16 protein-coding genes and 1 pseudogene are annotated in these 18588 nt (G+C 73.5%); 4 read left to right on the forward strand and 13 right to left on the reverse strand.

Annotated elements, in window-relative coordinates; translation table 11 throughout:
- Positions 1–23 precede the first annotated feature (23 nt).
- Positions 24–1475 carry a PTS ascorbate transporter subunit IIC gene (locus RB150_06570; GenBank protein MDQ7820197.1) on the forward strand — a complete coding sequence of 484 codons (1452 nt, stop codon included), beginning with the start codon at positions 24–26 and terminating at the stop codon, positions 1473–1475.
- Positions 1476–1540: 65 nt separating this feature from the next.
- Positions 1541–3259, forward strand: a complete 1719-nt coding sequence (gene ptsP, locus RB150_06575) for a phosphoenolpyruvate--protein phosphotransferase (protein MDQ7820198.1) — start codon at positions 1541–1543, stop codon at positions 3257–3259.
- 103 nt (positions 3260–3362) lie between these two features.
- On the opposite strand, the gene RB150_06580 is transcribed toward ptsP, so the two are convergent.
- The gene (locus tag RB150_06580) at positions 3363–4382 is read right to left on the reverse strand and encodes a trypsin-like peptidase domain-containing protein (GenBank protein MDQ7820199.1); all 1020 of its coding nucleotides are present in this window, start codon (positions 4380–4382) and stop codon (positions 3363–3365) included.
- Between the two features lie 220 nt (positions 4383–4602).
- A complete protein-coding gene (locus RB150_06585) occupies positions 4603–5541 on the reverse strand; it encodes a LysM peptidoglycan-binding domain-containing M23 family metallopeptidase (protein MDQ7820200.1) in 939 nt (312 codons plus the stop codon).
- 169 nt (positions 5542–5710) lie between these two features.
- Here RB150_06585 and RB150_06590 point away from each other — a divergent pair, with 169 nt between their 5' ends.
- The gene (locus RB150_06590) at positions 5711–8206 is read left to right on the forward strand and encodes a PBP1A family penicillin-binding protein (protein ID MDQ7820201.1); all 2496 of its coding nucleotides are present in this window, start codon (positions 5711–5713) and stop codon (positions 8204–8206) included.
- A gap of 71 nt (positions 8207–8277) precedes the next feature.
- Here RB150_06590 and RB150_06595 read toward each other — a convergent pair whose 3' ends face one another.
- On the reverse strand, positions 8278–8988 hold the full coding sequence (locus RB150_06595; GenBank protein MDQ7820202.1) for a hypothetical protein: 711 nt from the start codon (positions 8986–8988) through the stop codon (positions 8278–8280).
- Positions 8989–9148: 160 nt separating this feature from the next.
- On the reverse strand, positions 9149–9832 hold the full coding sequence (locus RB150_06600; protein ID MDQ7820203.1) for a hypothetical protein: 684 nt from the start codon (positions 9830–9832) through the stop codon (positions 9149–9151).
- A gap of 165 nt (positions 9833–9997) precedes the next feature.
- Here RB150_06600 and RB150_06605 point away from each other — a divergent pair, with 165 nt between their 5' ends.
- The gene (locus RB150_06605; GenBank protein ID MDQ7820204.1) at positions 9998–10843 is read left to right on the forward strand and encodes an MBL fold metallo-hydrolase; all 846 of its coding nucleotides are present in this window, start codon (positions 9998–10000) and stop codon (positions 10841–10843) included.
- A 62-nt stretch (positions 10844–10905) separates the two neighbouring features.
- Here the strand turns inward: RB150_06605 and RB150_06610 are convergent, their stop codons facing one another.
- From RB150_06610 to RB150_06650, 9 genes and pseudogenes are all read right to left on the reverse strand, one after another.
- Positions 10906–11382, reverse strand: coding sequence for an isoprenylcysteine carboxylmethyltransferase family protein (locus tag RB150_06610; GenBank protein MDQ7820205.1), 477 nt, complete (start codon positions 11380–11382; stop codon positions 10906–10908).
- Positions 11379–11732 (reverse strand): hypothetical protein, encoded by a 354-nt coding sequence (locus RB150_06615; GenBank protein ID MDQ7820206.1) that lies wholly within the window; start codon positions 11730–11732, stop codon positions 11379–11381. Before RB150_06615 ends, RB150_06610 begins: the two co-directional genes overlap by 4 nt.
- 207 nt (positions 11733–11939) lie before the next feature.
- Positions 11940–12128: pseudogene (locus tag RB150_06620) on the reverse strand (Rdx family protein).
- Positions 12129–12262: 134 nt separating this feature from the next.
- Complete coding sequence (locus RB150_06625) at positions 12263–13090, reverse strand: ABC transporter permease (GenBank protein MDQ7820207.1); 828 nt, start codon at positions 13088–13090, stop codon at positions 12263–12265.
- A complete protein-coding gene (locus RB150_06630) occupies positions 13090–14064 on the reverse strand; it encodes an ATP-binding cassette domain-containing protein (protein MDQ7820208.1) in 975 nt (324 codons plus the stop codon). Before RB150_06630 ends, RB150_06625 begins: the two co-directional genes overlap by 1 nt.
- Before the next feature lie 7 nt (positions 14065–14071).
- The gene (locus tag RB150_06635) at positions 14072–15295 is read right to left on the reverse strand and encodes an ABC transporter permease (protein MDQ7820209.1); all 1224 of its coding nucleotides are present in this window, start codon (positions 15293–15295) and stop codon (positions 14072–14074) included.
- The gene (locus RB150_06640; protein ID MDQ7820210.1) at positions 15277–15993 is read right to left on the reverse strand and encodes an ABC transporter ATP-binding protein; all 717 of its coding nucleotides are present in this window, start codon (positions 15991–15993) and stop codon (positions 15277–15279) included. The genes RB150_06635 and RB150_06640 overlap by 19 nt, the downstream gene beginning before the upstream one ends.
- A gap of 2 nt (positions 15994–15995) precedes the next feature.
- Entirely contained in the window at positions 15996–17315 is a 1320-nt protein-coding gene (locus RB150_06645; GenBank protein ID MDQ7820211.1) for an efflux RND transporter periplasmic adaptor subunit, read from the reverse strand.
- Positions 17312–18571 (reverse strand): TolC family protein, encoded by a 1260-nt coding sequence (locus RB150_06650; GenBank protein ID MDQ7820212.1) that lies wholly within the window; start codon positions 18569–18571, stop codon positions 17312–17314. Before RB150_06650 ends, RB150_06645 begins: the two co-directional genes overlap by 4 nt.
- Positions 18572–18588: the final 17 nt, after the last annotated feature.

Consider the following 18588-nt stretch of genomic DNA (forward strand, 5'->3'; position numbering starts at 1 on the left):
TGCGGGCCAGAGGGGGGAGAAGCATGCAGGTGATCGTGGCCATCATCAAGTTCTTCGTCGACGAGATCTTCAGCAAGCCCTACTACCTGGTGGGGCTGATGACCGCCGTGGGATTGATTGCCCTGCGGCGGCCCTGGAGCCAGGTGATCGGCGGCACCGTCAAGGCCACCATGGGGTTCCTGATCCTGGTGGTGGGGGCCGTCACCGTCATCAATGCCCTGGATCCTCTGGGCAAGCTGATCCTGGGCGCCACCGGAGCCCGCGGCGTGGTCCCCACCAACGAGGCCATCGTCGCGCTCGCCCAGCGGGAGTACGGGGCGCTGACGGCCTGGCTGATGTTCGTCGGCTTCTTCGCCAGCCTCCTGATCGCCCGGCTCACCAACCTCCGCTACGTCTTCCTCACCGGCCACCACATCTTCTACATGGCCACCATGCTGGCCGTGATCCTGGTGACGGTGGGCATCGGCGGCACCGTGGCCGTCATCGTGGGGGCGTTTCTGCTGGGCACCATCATGGTCATCATGCCGGCCTTCGCCCACCCGTGGATGCGGGCGGTCACCGGCGGCGAGAAGATCGCCATGGGCCACTTCGGCTCTCTGGGCTACATCGCCGGGGGCCTGATGGGCCAGCTGGTCACCCGGGTGACCGGGCGCAAGGGCCGCAGCACCGAGGAGATTGAGTTCCCGGCCAGCCTGCGCTTCCTGCGGGAGCCCATGGTGGGCACCGCGGTGGCCATGTTCATCATCTACCTGGTCTTCGCCCTGTGGTACCTCGCCCGGGTGGGAGCCGCCATGGCCATCAAGGGCGTGGGCCTGGCCGAAGGCACCACGGTGGCCGCGTACCTGATGGCCCAGGTCCTCAACGCCCTGAACTTCGGCGTGGGCGTGGCGGTCATTCTGCTGGGCGTGCGCACCATCATCGGCGAGATCGTTCCGGCGTTTGCCGGCATCGCCGAGCGGGTGGTGCCCGGCGCCCTGCCGGCCCTGGACTGCCCGGTGGCGTTCCCTTACGCTCCCAATGCGGTCCTGATCGGCTTTCTCACCAGCGTGCTCGGCGGGCTGGTGAGCCTGGGGCTCATCGCCGTCTGGCTGGGCAGCGCCTGGGCGCTGGCGCTCATCCTGCCGGGCATGGTGCCCCACTTCTTCACCGGCGGCACCGCCGGCGTGTTCGGCAACGCCACCGGCGGCCGGTGGGGGGCCGCGTGGGGCGGATTCGCCAACGGCGTGCTGATCACGTTCCTGCCGGCATTCCTGCTGAAGGTCCTGGGAGCGCTGGGGTTCGCCAACACCACCTTCGGCGACACCGACTTTGCCTGGTACGGCATCGTGGTGGGCAACCTGGCCCGGAGCATTGGCATCATCGGAGTGGTGGTGGCAGCCCTGGTCCTGATCGCCCTGGCCAGCTGGTTCCAGCGGGCCTACGTGGAGCGAGGCTGGTCGCCGGTGAAGGCATCGGCAGGCGGCCGGTCGAAGTAGCAGGGAGGCTGGATGCGGCGCCGGCGGCCGCGGCCGCCGGCGCCGCCGCATGCCACTGATCCTGCGTGTCTTCCTCCCGCACCCTCACCGGCATCGCCGCCGCCCCGGGACTGGCCTCGGGGCCGGCCGTGCTGTGGGAAGAGGTGCCCGTGGAGATTCCCCGCCGGACCGGCTGCCGGCCGGAGGACGAGCGCGCGCGCCTGGACGCCGCCCGGGCCGCCGCCCGGGACCAGATCCGCCGGCTGCGGGAGAAGGTGGCGACGGAGGCGGGGCCGGCGGAGGCGGCCATCTTCGACGCCCACCTGCTGTTCCTGGACGACAGCGCCCTGCTGGGCCTGGTCCAGGCCGCGCTGGAGAGGGGCGTCAACGCCGAGGCGGCCTGGATGGACGCGGTGGAGCACTTCGCCCGCCAGCTGCAGCAGCTGCCCGATCCGACCCTGCGGGCCCGGGCGGCTGACGTGCGCGACGTGGGCTGGCGCGTGCTGGACCACCTGCTGGGGCGGCAGCGGGCCGGGCCGCTGCCGGCGGCCCCGGCGGTGATCGTCGCCCGTGACCTGGCACCTTCCCAGCTGGCCGCGCTGGACGTGGCGCGGGTGCGGGCCTTCTGCACCGCCGAGGGCGGCCCCACCTCCCACACCGCCATCCTGGCCCGCGCGTGGGGCAAACCGGCGGTGGTCGGCATCGGCCCGGCGATCCTGCAGGTGCGTGAGGGGACCCGGCTGCTGGTGGACGGGACGCGCGGCCAGGTGGTGGTGGACCCGGATGCGGCCGCGGTGGAGGAGTTCGCCGCGCGCGAGGCGGCCGACAGCCGCCGCCGGCAGGACGAGGTGCGGGCGGCCGCAGAGCCCGCCCGCACCCGCGACGGCCGCCGGGTCGAGGTGGTGGCCAACGTGGGCGCCGTCGAGGAGGCGGCCGAGGCGTTGCGCCAGGGCGCCGAAGGCATCGGCCTGGTGCGGACCGAGTTTCTGTACCTCAACCGCCGGACCCCTCCCTCCGAGGAGGAGCAGCTGGCCGCCTACCGGGCCATCCTGGAGGTCATGGGCACCCGGCCGGTGGTGATCCGCACCCTGGACATCGGCGGAGACAAGCCCCTGCCCTACCTCCCGATGCCCGCCGAAGCCAACCCCTTTCTGGGCTGGCGGGCCATCCGGATCAGCCTGCAGCGGCCGGACCTGTTCCTGCCCCAGCTGCGGGCGCTGCTGCGGGCGAGCCCGGGCCACGACCTGCGCATCATGTTCCCCCTGATCGCCACTCCCGACGAGCTGCGCCGGGCCCAGGCGGCGCTGGCCCAGGCGGCCCAGGAGGTCCGCGCCGCCGGTCATCCGGTGGCCGAGCGCGTCCAGGTGGGGATGATGGTGGAGGTGCCGTCGGCGGCGATTCTGGCGGACATCTTTGCCCGGGAAGTCGACTTCTTCTCCATCGGGACCAACGACCTGACCCAGTACACCCTGGCCGCCGACCGGGGCAACGAGAGGGTGGCCGCGCTGGGCGACGCCATCCACCCGGCGGTCCTGCGCCAGATCCAGCGGGTGATCGAGGAGGGACACGCAGCCGGCCGGTGGGTCGGCCTCTGCGGAGAGCTGGCCGGGGATCCTGAGGCCATCCCGATCCTGCTGGGGCTGGGGCTGGACGAGTTCAGCATGGCCCCCCAGGCGATCCCCGCGGCCAAGGCCGTCATTCGCCGGTGGTCGCTGGATGTGGCCCGCGACCTCGCCCGGCGCGCCCTGCAGATGGATTCGGCGGAGGCGGTGCGCGCTCTGGTGCGGCAGACGCCCCCGGCCTGAGTCCCGGAGGTGAGCCCCGCGGCGTGGCGTGACAACGGGTACGGGGCCGCCGCGCAGGCCTTTCCTCCGGGCCCGGAGGCCCGCCACCGGCCCGGGCGCCTCCTTACAGGTCGTCGGGCAGCTCGGTGGGCACCGCCACCACCGACAGGCGCCTGCCATCCCGCAGGATCTCCAGCTCCAGGGACTGGCCCACGGGGTGGCGGCCCAGGATCCGCTGAAGATCGTCCGGGGAGGCGGTAGGCGTCTGCCCTGCCCGCAGGATCACGTCGCCCGGCCGCAGGCCGGCCGCCTCGGCCGCGGTCCCCGGCTGGACCTCCACCACGCGTACGGCCGCCGCCGGCGCGGGCCCGCCAGCGCCCGGCGGCAGGCGGACCGCCTGCCCGGCCACGCCCAGGTAGCTGCGCCGCACGCGACCGTCGCGAATCAGCTGGCCGGCCACCCAGCGGGCGGTGTTGCTGGGGATGGCGAAGCAGATGCCCTGGGATCCCAGGATGATGGCGGTGTTGATGCCCACCACCCGTCCCCGGAAGTCCACGAGGGGCCCGCCGGAGCTGCCGGGGTTGAGAGCCGCGTCGGTCTGGATGACGTTCTCGATGAGCCGGCCGGTCTGGGCCCGCAGGGTGCGCCCCAGGGCGCTCACGACCCCGGTGGTGACCGTCGCCTGGAACCCCAGCGGGTTGCCGATGGCGATCACCAGCTGGCCGACCCGCAGCGCGGACGAGTCTCCCAGCTCCGCGCAGGGCAGTCCCGTGCCCGGGACGCGCACCACGGCCAGGTCGGTGTGGGGGTCATCGCCGACCAGCTCGGCGATCATCTCCTGTCCGTCGGGCAGGCGGACCTCGATCCGGTCGGCTCCCCGCACCACGTGGCTGTTGGTCAGGATGTAGCCGTCGGGGGCGATGAGGACGCCGCTGCCGGCGCCGCGCATCTCCGGCAGGCCGCGCCGGCGCCAGGGATCCGGAGCCCGGCGGGCCATCCCCACGCTGACCACCGCCGGACCGACGAGCTCCACCGCGGCCACCACGGCGCGGGAGTAGGCATCCAGGGCTTCCCCGTCGTCCACCTGGCGGCCGGGGGACGGCTGGTGCGCGTCGTCGGTGAAAGCTAACGGTACGATCCGCACCCTGTCACCTCCACACCCGTCTTAACGCGGGGCGTCGTCGCGCTATTCCGTGGCATTGCGCCCGACGCCACAGGGAGGGTCCCCGGTGGCAGTCGGCCCGCGCCGGCCCTCCCCCCGTGATCCGACCCGGCTATACCATCGGGAAATTGGGGTCAGACCCCGATGTCGCGTCTGCGGCGGCGAGGGGCGATGCCGGAGGAACGGGCCTGCTGGCCGGCGCCTAGTCCCGCTGTTCCTCTTCCACCGCTACTCGCTCGCTGACCAGGACGGGCACGCCGCCCTCCACCCGGTACTCCCGCACCACCCGCCGACGCAACCCGCCCCACGCCGTGACCACCTCTTCCCGTCGCGCCACCAGCCGGCCCCCGCGGAAGGTGTCCACGGTGCGGACGACGGTGTCGCCTTCCACGACGACCGACTCGACGGTCGTCGGCCCCTCCGATCGGCCCCCCGCCGGGCCGGACCGGCTGCTGGCGGACGTCGCAGCGGGTCCCGGAACCGGAGGCCGACCTGCCAGGTAGGGCGACGGGTCCACCGCCCGCCCCCGGACCCGGATCTCAAAGTGCAGGTGGGACCCGCTGCACCGGCCCGTGCACCCCACCCGGGCGATGGGCTGCCCCGCGCGCACCGCGTCTCCCGCCCGCACCAGCAGCGACGACAGGTGGCCGTACAGGGTCTGCAGACCATCCCCGTGGTCGACGATCACGGTGAGCCCGTAGGCGTAGTACCACCCCGCGTGGGCCACGCGCCCGGCCCGCGCCGCCACCACGGGCGCGCCGTGCTCTCCCGCGATGTCGACCCCGTCGTGGCGGGCGCCGCCCCGCGCGCCGAAGCCCGACAGGACCTCCCCGCGTAGCGGCCACACAAAGTCCGCCGGCGCGGTCCCGCGGTCGGGCGGGAGGCGCGCCGGGACCGGGATGGCCAGCCGCTGGCCGACATAGATCCGGTGGGGGTCGGACAGGCCGTTGGCGCGGACGATGGCCTCCACCGTGACCCCGTACCGGCGGGCGATGCTCCACAGGGTGTCCCCGGGACGCACGACCACGGTGATCAGGTAGACCGCAGGCGGGGAAGCGGGCTGGGCGCGAAGGCCCGCCGGGGCCAGCAGGATCACCAGCGCCGACGCCGCCACCGCGAGGCCCGCGCGGTACGACCTCATCCGTCCGCCTCCACCCACTCCCATGCCCGCGCCCGGCCGACCCCACACCCGCCGGTCTACGAGGGTCAGAAGAGGGGGCACATCCGCTGCGGAGGCGCAGGCCCCGGTACGGCCGGGCCCCCCGCGGCAGGCGGCCGCGGGCGACCGGCGAACTACCACCCAGCGTCCGATGACGATCCCCGGCTCCGTGGTCCACACCCGGAGGTGGCGGCTCCCGCCGCTTCCTCCCCGGCGGCGCCGCCTCATCCTGGCGGCCGCGGCCCTCGTCGCCGTGGTGGCCGCGGCGGGGTCCGGGCTGCTGGTGGGCGTGATCCTGGGGCTCGTGCGCCACCTGCCCGACATCTCGCCCATCTACACGCCGCCCGGGGAGGCCACGCGCGTCTACGCCCGCAACGGAGAGCTCATCGCCAGCCTGTACCGGGAAAACCGCGTGGTCCTGCCGCTGGGCGAGATTCCCCTGACGCTGCGCCGGGCCGTCATCGCCATCGAGGACGAACGCTTCTACTCCCACCCCGGGGTGGACATCCGCGGCACCGTGCGCGCCGTGTGGCGCAACCTGCTGGCCCGCGAGATCGTGGAGGGCGGCAGCACCATCACCCAGCAGCTGGCGCGGTCGCTGTTTCTGACCCGGCGCCGTGCCCTCAGCCGCAAGCTGGCGGAGATGGTCCTGGCGGTGGAGATCGAGCGGCGGCTGACCAAGGACGAGATCCTGGAACGGTACCTGAACGAGGTGTACTTCGGCCACGGCGCCTACGGGGTGCAGATGGCCGCCCGCATCTACTTCGGCAAGCCCGCCGGGGACCTGACCCTGGCCGAAAGCGCCTTCCTCGCCGGGCTGATCCGGGCCCCGTCGGCCTACGACCCGTTCCGGGACCCTGTCCCCGCCCGGCGGCGCCAGTCCCTGGTCCTCCAGCGCATGGCCGCCCTCGGCTACATCACCCGCCAGCAGGCCGCCGCAGCCGCCGCCGAGCGGCTGCGCCTGCAGCCGGAAGGCAACGCGGGTCTGGTGGGCGTGCGGGCCCCCTACTTCATCTCCTACATCCTGCCCCAGCTGCTGGAGCGGTACGGGGAGGAGACGGTCTACACGGGCGGGCTGAGGGTGTACACGACCCTGGACCCGGCCCTGCAGGCCGAGGCCGAGCGGGCGGTCCGCCGGGGCATTGAGGCGGCCCGGACCGCGCAGCTGAACGTCACCCAGGGCGCCCTGGTGGCGCTGGACCCCCAGACGGGGCACATCCTGGCCATGATCGGCGGCTACGACTTTGCCCACAGCCAGTTCAACCGGGCATGGCAGGCCCGCCGCCAGCCGGGCTCGGCCTTCAAGCCCTTCGTGTATCTGGCCGCCCTCATGCAGGGCATGCCGCCGACCACCATCATCGTGGACGAGCCCATCGAGTACGACACCCCCCAGGGGATCTGGAAGCCCAAGAATTACACCGAGGAGTTCGCCGGCCCGGTGCGCATGCGCCAGGCCCTGGAGCGGTCCATCAACATCCCCGCCATCCGCACCCTGGAGCAGGTGGGGCCGGTGCGGGTGGCCCGGCTGGCCCAGAAGATGGGTATCCGCAGCCCCCTGCGGCCGGACCTGTCCCTGGCTCTGGGGTCCTCCGAGGTCACCCCACTGGAGCTGACCTCCGCCTATGGCGTGCTGGCGGCCCTGGGAGTCCGCGCCGAGCCGCTGGCCATCCTGCGGGTGGAGGACCGCCTGGGCCAGGTCCTGGAGGAGCACGCGCCCCGGCGGGAACTGGTGGTGCCGCCCGAGTACGCCTACGTGATGACCGACATCCTCAAGGGGGTCATCCTGCGGGGGACCGGCCGGGGAGCTGCCCTGGGGCGGCCGCTGGCGGGCAAGACCGGCACCACCGACGACTACCGCAACGCCTGGTTCATCGGATACACCCCGTACCTGGTGACCTCGGTGTGGGTGGGTAACGACGATAACTCCCCCATGGTGAAGGTGGTGGGGGCGACGGTGCCCGCGCGCATCTGGCGGGCGTTCATGCAGGCGGCTGTCGGGCGCTATCCGCCCGACGACTGGCCCGAGCCGCCGGGCGTCGTGACGGTGACCGTGTGCGGCACCTCGGGCCTGCGCGCCACGAGCAGCTGCGACGACCCGCGCCGGGAGGCATTCATCCGGGGCACCGAGCCCACCGACTACATGACGGCCCAGCCTTCGGAGACCCGGCTCGCCCGCCAGTGGACCCGGCAGCAGGCCGCTGCTCCGCCCCCGCCGCCCTCACCGCCGCCGGCCGAGGAGGTCTCCCCCGCGCCGCCCGAAGCCTCCGCGGCCACCCCGGCCCCGAGTCCCCCGCCACAGTCTCCCGGCACAGGCGCGGCTCCGGCCGTCCGGCCGCGGCTGGTCCTCCTGGCGCCGCGGGACCGGGAGGTGGTCCGGTCGCCCTTCACCATCGAGGGCCGGACGGAGCCGGGGGCGGTGGTGTACGTCACCGTGCAGTACGCCTCCGGAGCGACGCCGGTCAGCGTGGCGGACATGGTGCGGGCGGGTGACGACGGGCGGTTTTCGTACACCTTCGGGCCGGCGGACGTGGTACCCGGGGTGCGCTACATCGTCACCATCACGGTGGTGTTCGCCGACGGCCAGCAGATGTCCGGGTCGTTCACCGTGGTGGAAGCCTCCGGCCCGGCCGGGGATGGACTCCGCTGACGCACAGACGACTGGGGGCCGGCTCCCCGGCCCCCCGTCCACCCCTCTTCCTTCCTCCCTTTCCCTCTCAGTCACGCCGCCTTCCGTTCGGGCGCGCGGGACCGGGCACCCCACCGGACGAAGGCAGGCCCCGCCTCGGCGCGCATGACGAGCGCGCTCCAGACGAACCACACCGTCATCAGGGCGAAACTGGACACGAACAGCACCACGTGGGGGATGAACCCGCCCAGGAACATGGTGGTGCCGGCCACGGCGCTGAGGTAGCCCACGCCGGCGTAGTTCTTGGTGCGCAGCATCACCACCCCCAGCACGATGGCGCCCAACCCCACGGCCACTTGGCCCAGCGCGAACATGGACATCTCCACGCCCTGCAGGGACCGGAACATGTTCGCCGCTCCCGCCTGGTTGCCGCGGTAGATGGCGGCCGCGGCGCTGTAGCCCACCTGACGGATCAGGGCGGCCGCGCCGAATCCCACGGCGCCTCCGATGCCGAACAGGGGGCCGATCCGGGCGCTGGCCGGCGCCTCGTCCCCGAACCGGTCCCCCAGCGCCAGGAACAGGACGGCGCTCATCAGGGCGGCCAGCAGGCCTCCCAGGACATTCACCAGCCAGAACAGGACCTGGTGCTTGGTGATGAAGGCGATGTACTTGTGGGGGTTGGTCTGGTCGGCCAGAGGCAGCCCGGCCTGGGGGAAGAACCATACCAGGCCCACAAACAGCAGGGCCGTGGCGATTCCCGCCAGCACCCCGGCCTCCCCGCCGACGCGGCGAAGGTTCTCCATCGGGATCCCCTCCCAGGCAGCCGGCGGCAGAGTCCGGGACAGGCCGGCTGCCGACAGTAGTCTGCCCCGCCGCGGGGGATCCTAGTCGGCCTGCCCCCGCCGAAAGGGCCGCGGCGCGGGTGGTCCCGCGCCGCGGGTACGCCCGTCCGATCGGCAGCCGTCAGTGGCTGCCCGAATTGCTGCCGCTGCGGTCGTCGTCATGGTCGTCATCGGCGTCGTGATCGTCGTCATCGTCGTCGTCATGATCGTCGTCCTCGTCATCCCGGTCGCCGGAGCCCGCCCCGCCCGGCCCGCGGCCGCCGGAGTCCGACAGAACCCGCCGCTGTTCCTCCACCAGGACCAGCACGCCGTTGCGCAGGCGCCACTCCCGCCGGATCTCCACCCGCTGGCCGTCCTGGACCACCAGGAGGCGTTCCTCCATCTCGACCACCTGGCCGGCGGCGTCGAACCCGGTCTCGACCTTGTGGATCGTCTCCCCCCGGGCGTTGAGGACTTCGCGCTCCTCCCCCACCAGGACACCGTTTTCGAATTCCTGTTCCACCTTCGTGGTCACCCCGTTGGAAACGGTGACCACCTCCCGGCTGACCACCTGGCCGTTCTGGAACACCTCCTCGGTCTTGCTCAGGAGCACACCCTGCGGGCTGAAGACCTTGACCTCGACCTTCACCAGCGCCCCGTCCACAAAGGTCCGCTCGGTCACCACCCGGTTCCCCTGGGGATCGGTGGTCACCGACTCCTCCACGGTGACCCGGGGTTGGGCCGTCGCCTGGACCGCCGGGGTCAAGGTCCCGGCCACCGCCACCAGAACCACCAGCAGCCGCAGGCCGATCCACGTCCACCTCATCTCCGTCACCTCCACGGCAGGATGGGCTGCCTGCCCTCCACGGGCGATTCTTCCACGGCCGCAGGCGGCGTGCGCTTACAGGTGCGTGAGGGCGCCCTTACATCTGTGTGAGCGACCCGGGCGGGGGGCACAGGGACGGTCGGGGGGCGACCCGAATACCCCTATGTGGCCATTGACCTGCACGAGACCGAGGTACGCCCGTCGGTGGTGGTGTACACCGCCGGAGGAGACGGGATGGCCACCGCCTACGGCGCCAACGCCGTCGCCCTCATCGGCGCGGACGCCGTGCTGGTGGTGGACCCCCTGATCTCCCCGGCGCTGGGCCGGCAGATCGCCGAGGCGGTACGGGAGCGCACCGCGGCGCCGGTGCGGTTCGTGGCCTTCACCCACCACCACACCGACCACACCTGGGGCGCGGCGGCCTTTCCCGGCGCGGCCGTCCTCGCCCACCGGGCCTGTCGGGAGCGCATGGCCGAGGAGCACCCGGCGCTGCTCAGCAGTCGCCGCGCGGACCCCACCCTCGCACCCCTGTTCGCCGACGCCTCGCCGGTTCTGCCCCAGGTGGTCTACGACGAGGGGCTGGTGGTGCACCTGGGAGGCCTGGAGGTGGAACTGTGGCACCCCGGATGGGGACACACCCCGGGCGACACGTTCCTGTTCCTGCCCGACGAGCGCGTGGCCATCTGCGGGGACCTGGTCTTTGCCGGCTACCACGTCAACTACGAGCACGCCTCCCTGCCCGGCCTCCGCCAGGGGCTGCGCGCGCTGGCGGCCCTGGACGCCGACGTGTTCATCCCGGGCCATGGCGCGCCGGGCGGGGCCGAACTGCTGGACGCCCAGGCCCGCTACCACGACGAGGTGGAACGGGTCGTGCGGGAGGGTGTGGCGGAGGGGCTGGACGACGACGCGCTGGTCGAGCGCATCGCCGGCCGGTTCCCCGACCACCGCCTGCGGATGGTCCTGCCCACCACCGTCCGCCGCCTCCGCGAGCACGTCCAGCCGGCCCGCTGAGGATCCCTCCCGGGGCGGCCGCGCGCAGGGAGCGGCCCCCACCGGCACGTCCCACCGCTCGCTCAGCACAACCAGGGCAAAAAGCGCCGCGTGGCGCGCCGGTAGTCGTCGTACTCCGCGTAGTGCCGGGCCAGCCAGCGTTCCTCCCGGGACGCCTTCGCCCCGAAGAAAGCCGCCACCGCCAGGGCGAGGGTCAGGTGGAGCGCGCTGCCCCGATACACCGCCCACCCGCCGGCCAGCAGGATCACTCCCGTGTAGATGGGATGGCGCACCTTCCGGTAGATGCCGTGGCGCACCAGCCGCGCTCCCGGGCGCGGCACCGGCAACGGGGACAGCGATCGGCCCAGGGCGCGCGCCCCGGCAACCAGAAAGACGACCCCGCCCGCCGCCAGCAGGAAGGCGGCCGCCACCGCCCAGGGGGCCCGGGGCACCAGACGCGGCCCCAGCGGCGGGGCCGCCGCCAGGGATACCAGCAGGACTCCCTGGGCGACCACCCACCATTCGCCGCGGGATCCCCGCCACCAGGGAGCGCCGTTCATCGCCGGGCACTCCTGAGCGCGGCGCGGACGAGCAGTGCCACGCCCACCGCGGCCGCGTTCACGACCAGATCCCCAACCTCCGCCGACCGGGAAGGCGTCACGCCCTGCAGGAGCTCCAGCAGCAGCCCGTACCCCCAGGCGAACGCCGCCGCCCGCCCTACCGGCTGCCAGGTCGCCAGCAGCACCGCCAGAACGCCGTACCCGACCACATGCCAGACGGCGCCGCCCCGCCCGCCCAGGGAGGGGGGCAGCAGGGAAGCCACCAGGACGGCCGCCATCCACACCCCCGTGGCGGCGCGGAGGAGAAGCGGCCGACTCTTGCGGGCGGGGACGGCCTGAGGGGCGCGCATCGTGTGCGAGTTCTACCGGTCGGGCCGGGCAGCCACCGCGGCTTCAGGCCGACCTCCCGCAGGTCGTCGGCTGGCCCGTCAGCCGCCGGCGAGACTGCGCGCGTATGCGCCCCGGCCCCGACGATCGGAGGACGAGGGAGTCGCGGCCTCCCGGGTCCCGTGTTCCCCCGCGTCCCCCGGAGAGCGCGCCCGACGTCCCGCGCGCCGCTAGCGGACCTGGGCCACCAGCTTGGTGGCCTCGCCCTTGGCGGGAAAGCGTCCGGCCTCGCGCTTGCTGAAGACTTCCCGGCCGTTCACCTTCACCACGAACCGGCCGTCGGTGAAGGGCACGATCTCCAGCCGGCTGATGTGTTCCCAGTGGTCTGTGAGGATCTCCTCCGCCACACGGGCGGCGTGTCCCTGATACCCTCACTCGGCGCAGTATTCGATCAGCACGTGGAGCCTGTCGGCCATCGCGTCCTCCTCCCCGGGGCGATCGATGCGAATGATTGTCCGCCGGAGCCGGCGGTTCCTCCCCGTCCCCGCGGACGCTAGGCTTCCGCCGGCCGAAACGCCGCCAGGGCCGCCACGCAGGTGACCGCGGCCACGCCGGCCACCACCGTCAGGTCGGCCGCGTACGGGTGGGCCACGAGGGCCGCCGCCAGAGCCGACCCCTCGTACAGCACGCCCCGCAGGGCGTCCACTCCGTAGGTGAGGGGATTCACCCGCATCAGGGTCGCCATCCACCCGGGGACCCCCCGTAGGGGGAAGAAGGCTCCCGACAGCAACCACATGGGCACCACCAGGAAGTTCATGACCACCTGGAAGCCCTCCATGCTGGACATCCGCGCCGCAATGGCCAGTCCCAGGCTGGTCAGCGCGAACGCCATCACAAACATGACGACCCACAGGCGCACCAGCTGGCCCGGGGCGACCTGGATGCCCACCAGCGGCGTCAGCGCCAGCAGCAGCGTCCCCTGGACCCACGCCACCGTGGCGCCTCCCAGGGCCTTGCCCAGGACGATGCTGGCCCGGGACACCGGGGCCACCAGGATCTCCTTGAGAAAGCCGAACTCCCGGTCCCAGATCACCGACACGGCGGAGAACAGCGCTGTGAACAGAACCGTCATCCCCAGCACCCCCGGGAAGATGAAGGTGCGGTAGTCAAACCCCGCCGGCGCGGCCGCGGCGCGGAAGGTCGCCCCCACACCCGTGCCCATGACCACCAGGTAGATCAGGGGCTGCCCCAGCGCGCCCACCAGGCGGACCCGCTCGGCGGTGAAACGGATCACCTCGCGCAGCCACACCGCGAACACCGCCCGCACCTCGTGGCGCCAGGTGCCGATCTCGGACCCATCCGAGTCCCTGCGAGCTTCCATCACGACCGCCTCCAGACCCGGGCGTGCAGGCGCATCCGGTCCACGGGAGACGCTTCCTCGTCCCGGATGGCATGCCCGGTAAGCTTGAGAAACACGTCCTCCAGGGTCGGCCGCTGCACCGTCACCGCCTCCACCCAGCGCGGGAAGGCGCGGACGACCTCGGGGACGAAGGACGCGCCGTCAGACCTCTCCAGGATCACCTTCCCGTCGGTCACCCGGGCATCGGTGCCGAAGCGCTCCCGCAGGGCGGCCGCCAGGGCGGGAGGATCGGGAGCGGTCAGGGTGATGACGTCGCCGCCCACCCGGGCCTTGAGGGCCTCGGGGGTGTCCAGTGCCACCACGCCCCCGTGGTCGATGATCCCGATGCGGTCGCAGTGTTCGGCCTCGTCCATGTAGTGGGTGGTCATGAACACCGTGACCCCCTCCCGCCGCCGCAGGTCCCGCACATACTCCCAGATGCGGGCGCGGGTCTGGGGGTCCAAACCCAGGGTGGGCTCATCCAGGAACAGGACCCGGGGATGGTGCAGCAGGCCCCGGGCGATCTCCAGCCGCCGTTTCATCCCACCCGAAAACGTCGCCACCAAGGCGCGGCGGCGGTCGGCCAGATCCACCATGGCCAGGACCTCGTCGATCCGCCTCGCCGCCACCGCCGGCGGGACCCCGTACAGCATGGCGTGGAAACGCAGGTTCTGCTCGGCCGTCAGCCGGTTGTCGAGGCTGGGGTCCTGGAAGACGATGCCGATGGACCGGCGCACCTGCTGGGGCTGCCGGACCACGTCGTAGCCGTTGAGGACTGCACGGCCGGCCGTCGGCCGGGCGAGGGTGGCCAGGATCCGGATGGTGGTGGTTTTGCCGGCGCCGTTGGGACCCAGAAAGCCGAAGATCTCCCCCTCCTCGACCGCAAACGTCACCCCCGCCACCGCGGTGACCGGCCCAAAGCGCTTGACCAGGTCCTCGACGTAGATGATGGCCACCTGAGCCTCATTCGTACCGCAGGGCCACGATGGGGTCCAGGGCCGCCGCCCGGCGGGCGGGGTAGTAGCCGAAGAAGACGCCCACGGCCACCGCGAACGCCAGGGCCAGCAGGACGCCCCCGGGGGCGAGGACCGTCGCCCACCCGAACGCGCGGGTCAGCATCCGCGCGCCTGCCACCCCCAGGGCCAGCCCCGCCACCCCGCCGCCCGCGGCCAGCAGGACCGCCTCCACCAGAAACTGCAGCAGGATGTCCGCCCGGGTGGCGCCCACGGCCTTGCGCAGGCCGATCTCCCGGGTGCGCTCGGTGACCGAGACCAGCATGATGTTCATGATGCCGATCCCGCCCACCAGCAACGAGACCGCGGCGATCCCGCCCAGCAGCAGCGTCATGGTGCGGCTCACACCCTCCAGGGCGCCCAGGATGTCCGCCTGGTTGAAGATGCGGAAGTCGTTGTCCTCCCCCGGGCGGAGGCGGTGGCGCGCCCGCAGGACCTCCTCCACCCTCGCCTGGGCGGCCGACATCTGGTCGGCGCTGCGGACCTTGATGTAGATCTGGCGCACGTTGGTCACGCCGAACAGCCGCTTCTGGGCCGTCGACAAGGGAACCAGGACCACGTCGTCGCGGCTGCCGCCGGGGCCGGGGGCGGCCCCTTTGGCCTCCAGAACACCGATGACGGTGAACGGGACGCGGTTGATGCGGATCCGGCTGCCCACGGGGTCGGCGTCGGCCGAGCCGAACAGGGTCTCCACCACCGCTGGGCCCAGCACCGCCACCCGGGCCCGCGTGCGCATGTCCTCGTCGGTGAAGAACGCTCCCCGGACCACGTAGTGGTTGCGCACCTCCTGGTACGACGGGGTGACGCCGATCACCTGGGTGGCGGTGTTGGCGGACGCGGCCACCACCTGGGCGGTGCGGCCGAACTCTGCGGTCACGTCCTCCACCTGGGGGACCTGTTCCCGCACGGCCAGGGCGTCCTCCCAGGTGAGGGTCTGGCCGGCCCCCAGACCCAGCTGCACCCCGCCCAAGCCCACGCTGCCCGGGAACACGACCAGCAGGTTGCTGCCCAGCGCCTGCACCTGTCGGGCCACCGCGGCGCGGGCACCCGTCCCCAGGGCCAGCATGGCCACCACCGCGGCCACCCCGATGATGACCCCCAGGGCCGTCAGGGCGCTGCGGAGGGCATTGGCCCGGATCGCCCGCAGGGCCACCTTCACGATGGCGGCGACCATGCCACGTCCTCCCGCCGCCGGCGCCGGTCGCGCACCGGCTCATCGCCCACGACCCTCCCGTCCCGGAAAGACACCACCCGCTGGGCGTAGCGGGCCACCTCGGGGTCGTGGGTGACCAGGACGATGGTCTGCCCGCGCTCGTGCAGCTCCTGCAGCAGGCCCATGATCTCCTCCCCGGTGCGGCTGTCCAGGTTGCCGGTGGGCTCGTCGGCCAGGATCACCTGCGGCCGGGTCACCAGGGCGCGGGCGATGGCCACCCGCTGCTGCTCTCCGCCTGACAGCTGGGAGGGCAGGTGGTGCATGCGGGCTTCCAGTCCCACCGCCCGCAGGGCCTGCTCGGCCAGCGCCCGCCGGTTCGGCGCCCGGGCGTAGATCAGGGGCATCTCCACGTTCTCCAGGGCGGAGGTGCGGGGCAGCAGGTTGTAGGTCTGAAAGACAAAGCCGATCGTGCGGTTGCGCAGGCGCGCGAGCTGCGCGTCGGTGAGCCCCCGGGTGTCCTGGCCGTCCAGCAGGTAGACGCCGGCGCTGGGCCGGTCCAGCAGGCCCAGGATGTGCAGGAAGGTGGACTTGCCCGACCCGGACGGCCCCATCACCGCCACGAACTCGCCCGCCCGCACCTCCAGGGAGATCCCCCGCAGGGCGTGCACCTCCACGCTGTCCATCCGGTACGTCTTGTGGACATCCCGCAGGACCAGCAGGCTCACCGCCGGCTCCCTCCCGGGGCCTGCCGCGGACCGAACTGCGGGGTGAACGGCGACCGCCCCTGCACCTCGGGGGACTGCGGCCGGCCGTAGCCCAGGAACACCACCTCGCCTTCGGCCAGCCCCTCGCGCACCTCCACCAGGCGGCCGTCGGACAGCCCGGCGCGGACCCGGCGAGGCTCCAGACGCCCGTTGCGGACGACGGTCACAGTCGTCCCCCGCACCGCCTCCCGGGGCACCACCAGCACGTCGGCGGCCCGGGCGACCACAAACTCGGCGTCCACGGTCATCCCCAGCCGCAGAGCCGGCGGCGGATCCTCCAGCGCCACCTTTACCGCGAACTGGGTGACGTTCTGGTTCACCACCGCCCGGGCGGCGATCCGCACCACCCGGCCGCGGACCGCCTGTTCGGGCAGCGCGTCGGCGGTCAGGGTGACCGGCATGCCGGGGCGGATGCCAGCCACGTCGGCCTCGTCCACGTACACGGTGGCGTACAGGGGATCCACCCGGGCCAGGACGATGACCAGGGTGCCTCCCACCCCGCCGCCGCCGATCACGGTCTGGCCCACGTCCACCGCCTTCTGCACTACCACCCCGTCGATGGGCGCGGTGATCCGGGTCTCGCCCAGACGCTCCTCCGCCTGGCGCAGGGTTGCCCGGACCTGTTGAACCTGCGCGGCGGCCTGCCGCACCGCCGCCTCGGCCTGCGCCACGTCCTCCGGGCGGGGCGTCGCCCGCAGATCCGCCAGCCGCGCCCGCGCCGCCCGGAGCTGGGATGCGGCGATCTCGACCTCCGCGCGGGCCTGGTCCACCACCGCCTGCGCCACATAGCCCTCGGCCAGCAGCCGCTCCTGCCGCGCCAGCGTGTCCCGCGCCCGGGCCAGAGTCGCCTCGGCCTGGGCCACGGCCTCGGCGGCCTGGGCGATCTCGGCGGCCGAAGGACCGGCCCGCAACTGCGCCAGCCGCGCCCGCGCCGACGCCTCCGCCGCCAGGGCCGACTGCAGCGCGGCCCGGGCCGCCTCGGCCGCCGCGCGGGCGTCGGGGTCGTCCAGCTCGACCAGGACCTGCCCGCGGCGCACCGGCTGCCCTTCGTCCACCGCGACCCGGGTGACCCGCCCCGTGGCCCGCGAGCGCACCTCCACCAGCGCCGCCGGCTCCACCGTGCCGGTCCCGGTCACGGTCACCGTCACCGTTCCCCGGGTCACCGGCGCCGTCCGCATGGGGGGCGCGGCGGACTGGTCGCTCCGTCTCCGGGCCAGGGTCAGCGCGGACGCCGCCACCAGCACCATCACCACGCCCGCCACCCACCACCGCCTCATGGCTCGCCTCCCACCACCGGCCTCCCGATCGCGTGGCGCAGCCGCGCGGCGGCGGCCTGGACGTCGAACTCCGCCTGGATGCGCGCCAGGACGGCGGACTGGAACGTCGCGCGGGCGGCCAGAACCTCCACGATCGTCCCCACCCCGGCCTGATAGCGGCCTTCGGCCGCCCGCAGGGCCTCCCCCGCCGCAGCCTCGCTGACCCGGGCCGCGTCCACCCGCGCGCGGGCGTCGGCCAGCGCCACCCACGCGGTCAGCGCGTCCAGCTCGGCGGCCTGACGCGCCTGAGCCAGCCGGGCCTGGGCCGCCGCCAGGTTGGCCCGCGCCTCCACCACGGCGGCCTGCGCCCGGCCGCCGTCCACAAGGGGATACGACACGGTGGCCGCCACTTGCCAGGTCAGCGGGCTCCCGTTCAGCAGCCCGGCGGAGGAGGTGGCCGCCACCACCACGGCCGGACGCGCCTGGGCCTCGGCCAGGGCCAGGGCGGCGCGGGCCGCCTCCACGTCACACTCGGCCCGGCGCACGTCGGGCCGGTCGCCCGAGCGCGCCACGGCCTCCTCGCGGGTGAGCACAGGCACCGAGGGAGGCTCGGACGGTGCGACCTCCACCGGCTCGGTCAGGGGCACTCCCACCGCGGACCGCAGCTGCGCCACAGCGGTGTCCACCTGATTGCGGGCGGCGATCAGATCCACCTCCGCCGCCGCCAGCGCCGCCCGGGCCTGCAGGACGTCGGCCCGCGCGGCGACGCCGGCTGCGGCCTGCGCTTCGGCCTGGCGCACCTGGGCCTCGGCGCGCTCCACGGCGGCCTCCCGGGCGGTCACCACCGCCCGCGCCCGCAGCACGGCAAAGTACGCCTGGGCGGCGGCCAGGGCAACGTCCTGCCGGGCCTGCTGCACCGCCGCCTCCGCGGCGCGCACCGCGGCCTCGGCCTGCTCGACCTGGTAGCGGACCAGCAGGTTCACCAGCTCCAGCGACGCCCGGACCTCGCCGGTGGCGGTCCACGTCGGCGCCGACGGAGCTGCCCGGGTCGTGCCGTAGGCCGACTCCACCACCACGGCCACCTGGGGGGCGCGGCCGGCGCGGATCTGAGCGAGCCGCGCCCGCGCCGCCTCCAGCGCCTGCCGGGCGGCCGTCACCGCGGGATGCCTGGCCACCGCCATCTCCACCGCGGCCTGCAATGACACCGCCGGCTGCGCGTGCGCTCCTGACGCCGCCAGCGCCACCACCACGGCGACCCCCAGACCTCTGTGCCTCACAGCCCCTCCCACTCCAC

This window comes from Armatimonadota bacterium (assembly GCA_031081675.1).
In the GTDB taxonomy this organism is placed as follows: domain Bacteria; phylum Sysuimicrobiota; class Sysuimicrobiia; order Sysuimicrobiales; family Kaftiobacteriaceae; genus Calidihabitans; species Calidihabitans tengchongensis.

What these genes read in the sequence shown, in the direction of transcription:
- RB150_06570 (MDQ7820197.1), top strand. Translation starts at nt 24, where the DNA reads ATGCAGGTGATCGTGGCCATCATCAAGTTCTTCGTCGACGAGATCTTC.
- RB150_06595 (MDQ7820202.1), bottom strand. Translation starts at nt 8,988, where the DNA reads ATGGAGAACCTTCGCCGCGTCGGCGGGGAGGCCGGGGTGCTGGCGGGA.
- RB150_06615 (MDQ7820206.1), bottom strand. Translation starts at nt 11,732, where the DNA reads ATGCGCGCCCCTCAGGCCGTCCCCGCCCGCAAGAGTCGGCCGCTTCTC.
- RB150_06625 (MDQ7820207.1), bottom strand. Translation starts at nt 13,090, where the DNA reads ATGGAAGCTCGCAGGGACTCGGATGGGTCCGAGATCGGCACCTGGCGC.
- RB150_06585 (MDQ7820200.1), bottom strand. Translation starts at nt 5,541, where the DNA reads ATGAGGTCGTACCGCGCGGGCCTCGCGGTGGCGGCGTCGGCGCTGGTG.
- RB150_06600 (MDQ7820203.1), bottom strand. Translation starts at nt 9,832, where the DNA reads ATGAGGTGGACGTGGATCGGCCTGCGGCTGCTGGTGGTTCTGGTGGCG.
- RB150_06635 (MDQ7820209.1), bottom strand. Translation starts at nt 15,295, where the DNA reads ATGGTCGCCGCCATCGTGAAGGTGGCCCTGCGGGCGATCCGGGCCAAT.
- RB150_06590 (MDQ7820201.1), top strand. Translation starts at nt 5,711, where the DNA reads ATGACGATCCCCGGCTCCGTGGTCCACACCCGGAGGTGGCGGCTCCCG.
- RB150_06610 (MDQ7820205.1), bottom strand. Translation starts at nt 11,382, where the DNA reads ATGAACGGCGCTCCCTGGTGGCGGGGATCCCGCGGCGAATGGTGGGTG.
- RB150_06645 (MDQ7820211.1), bottom strand. Translation starts at nt 17,315, where the DNA reads ATGAGGCGGTGGTGGGTGGCGGGCGTGGTGATGGTGCTGGTGGCGGCG.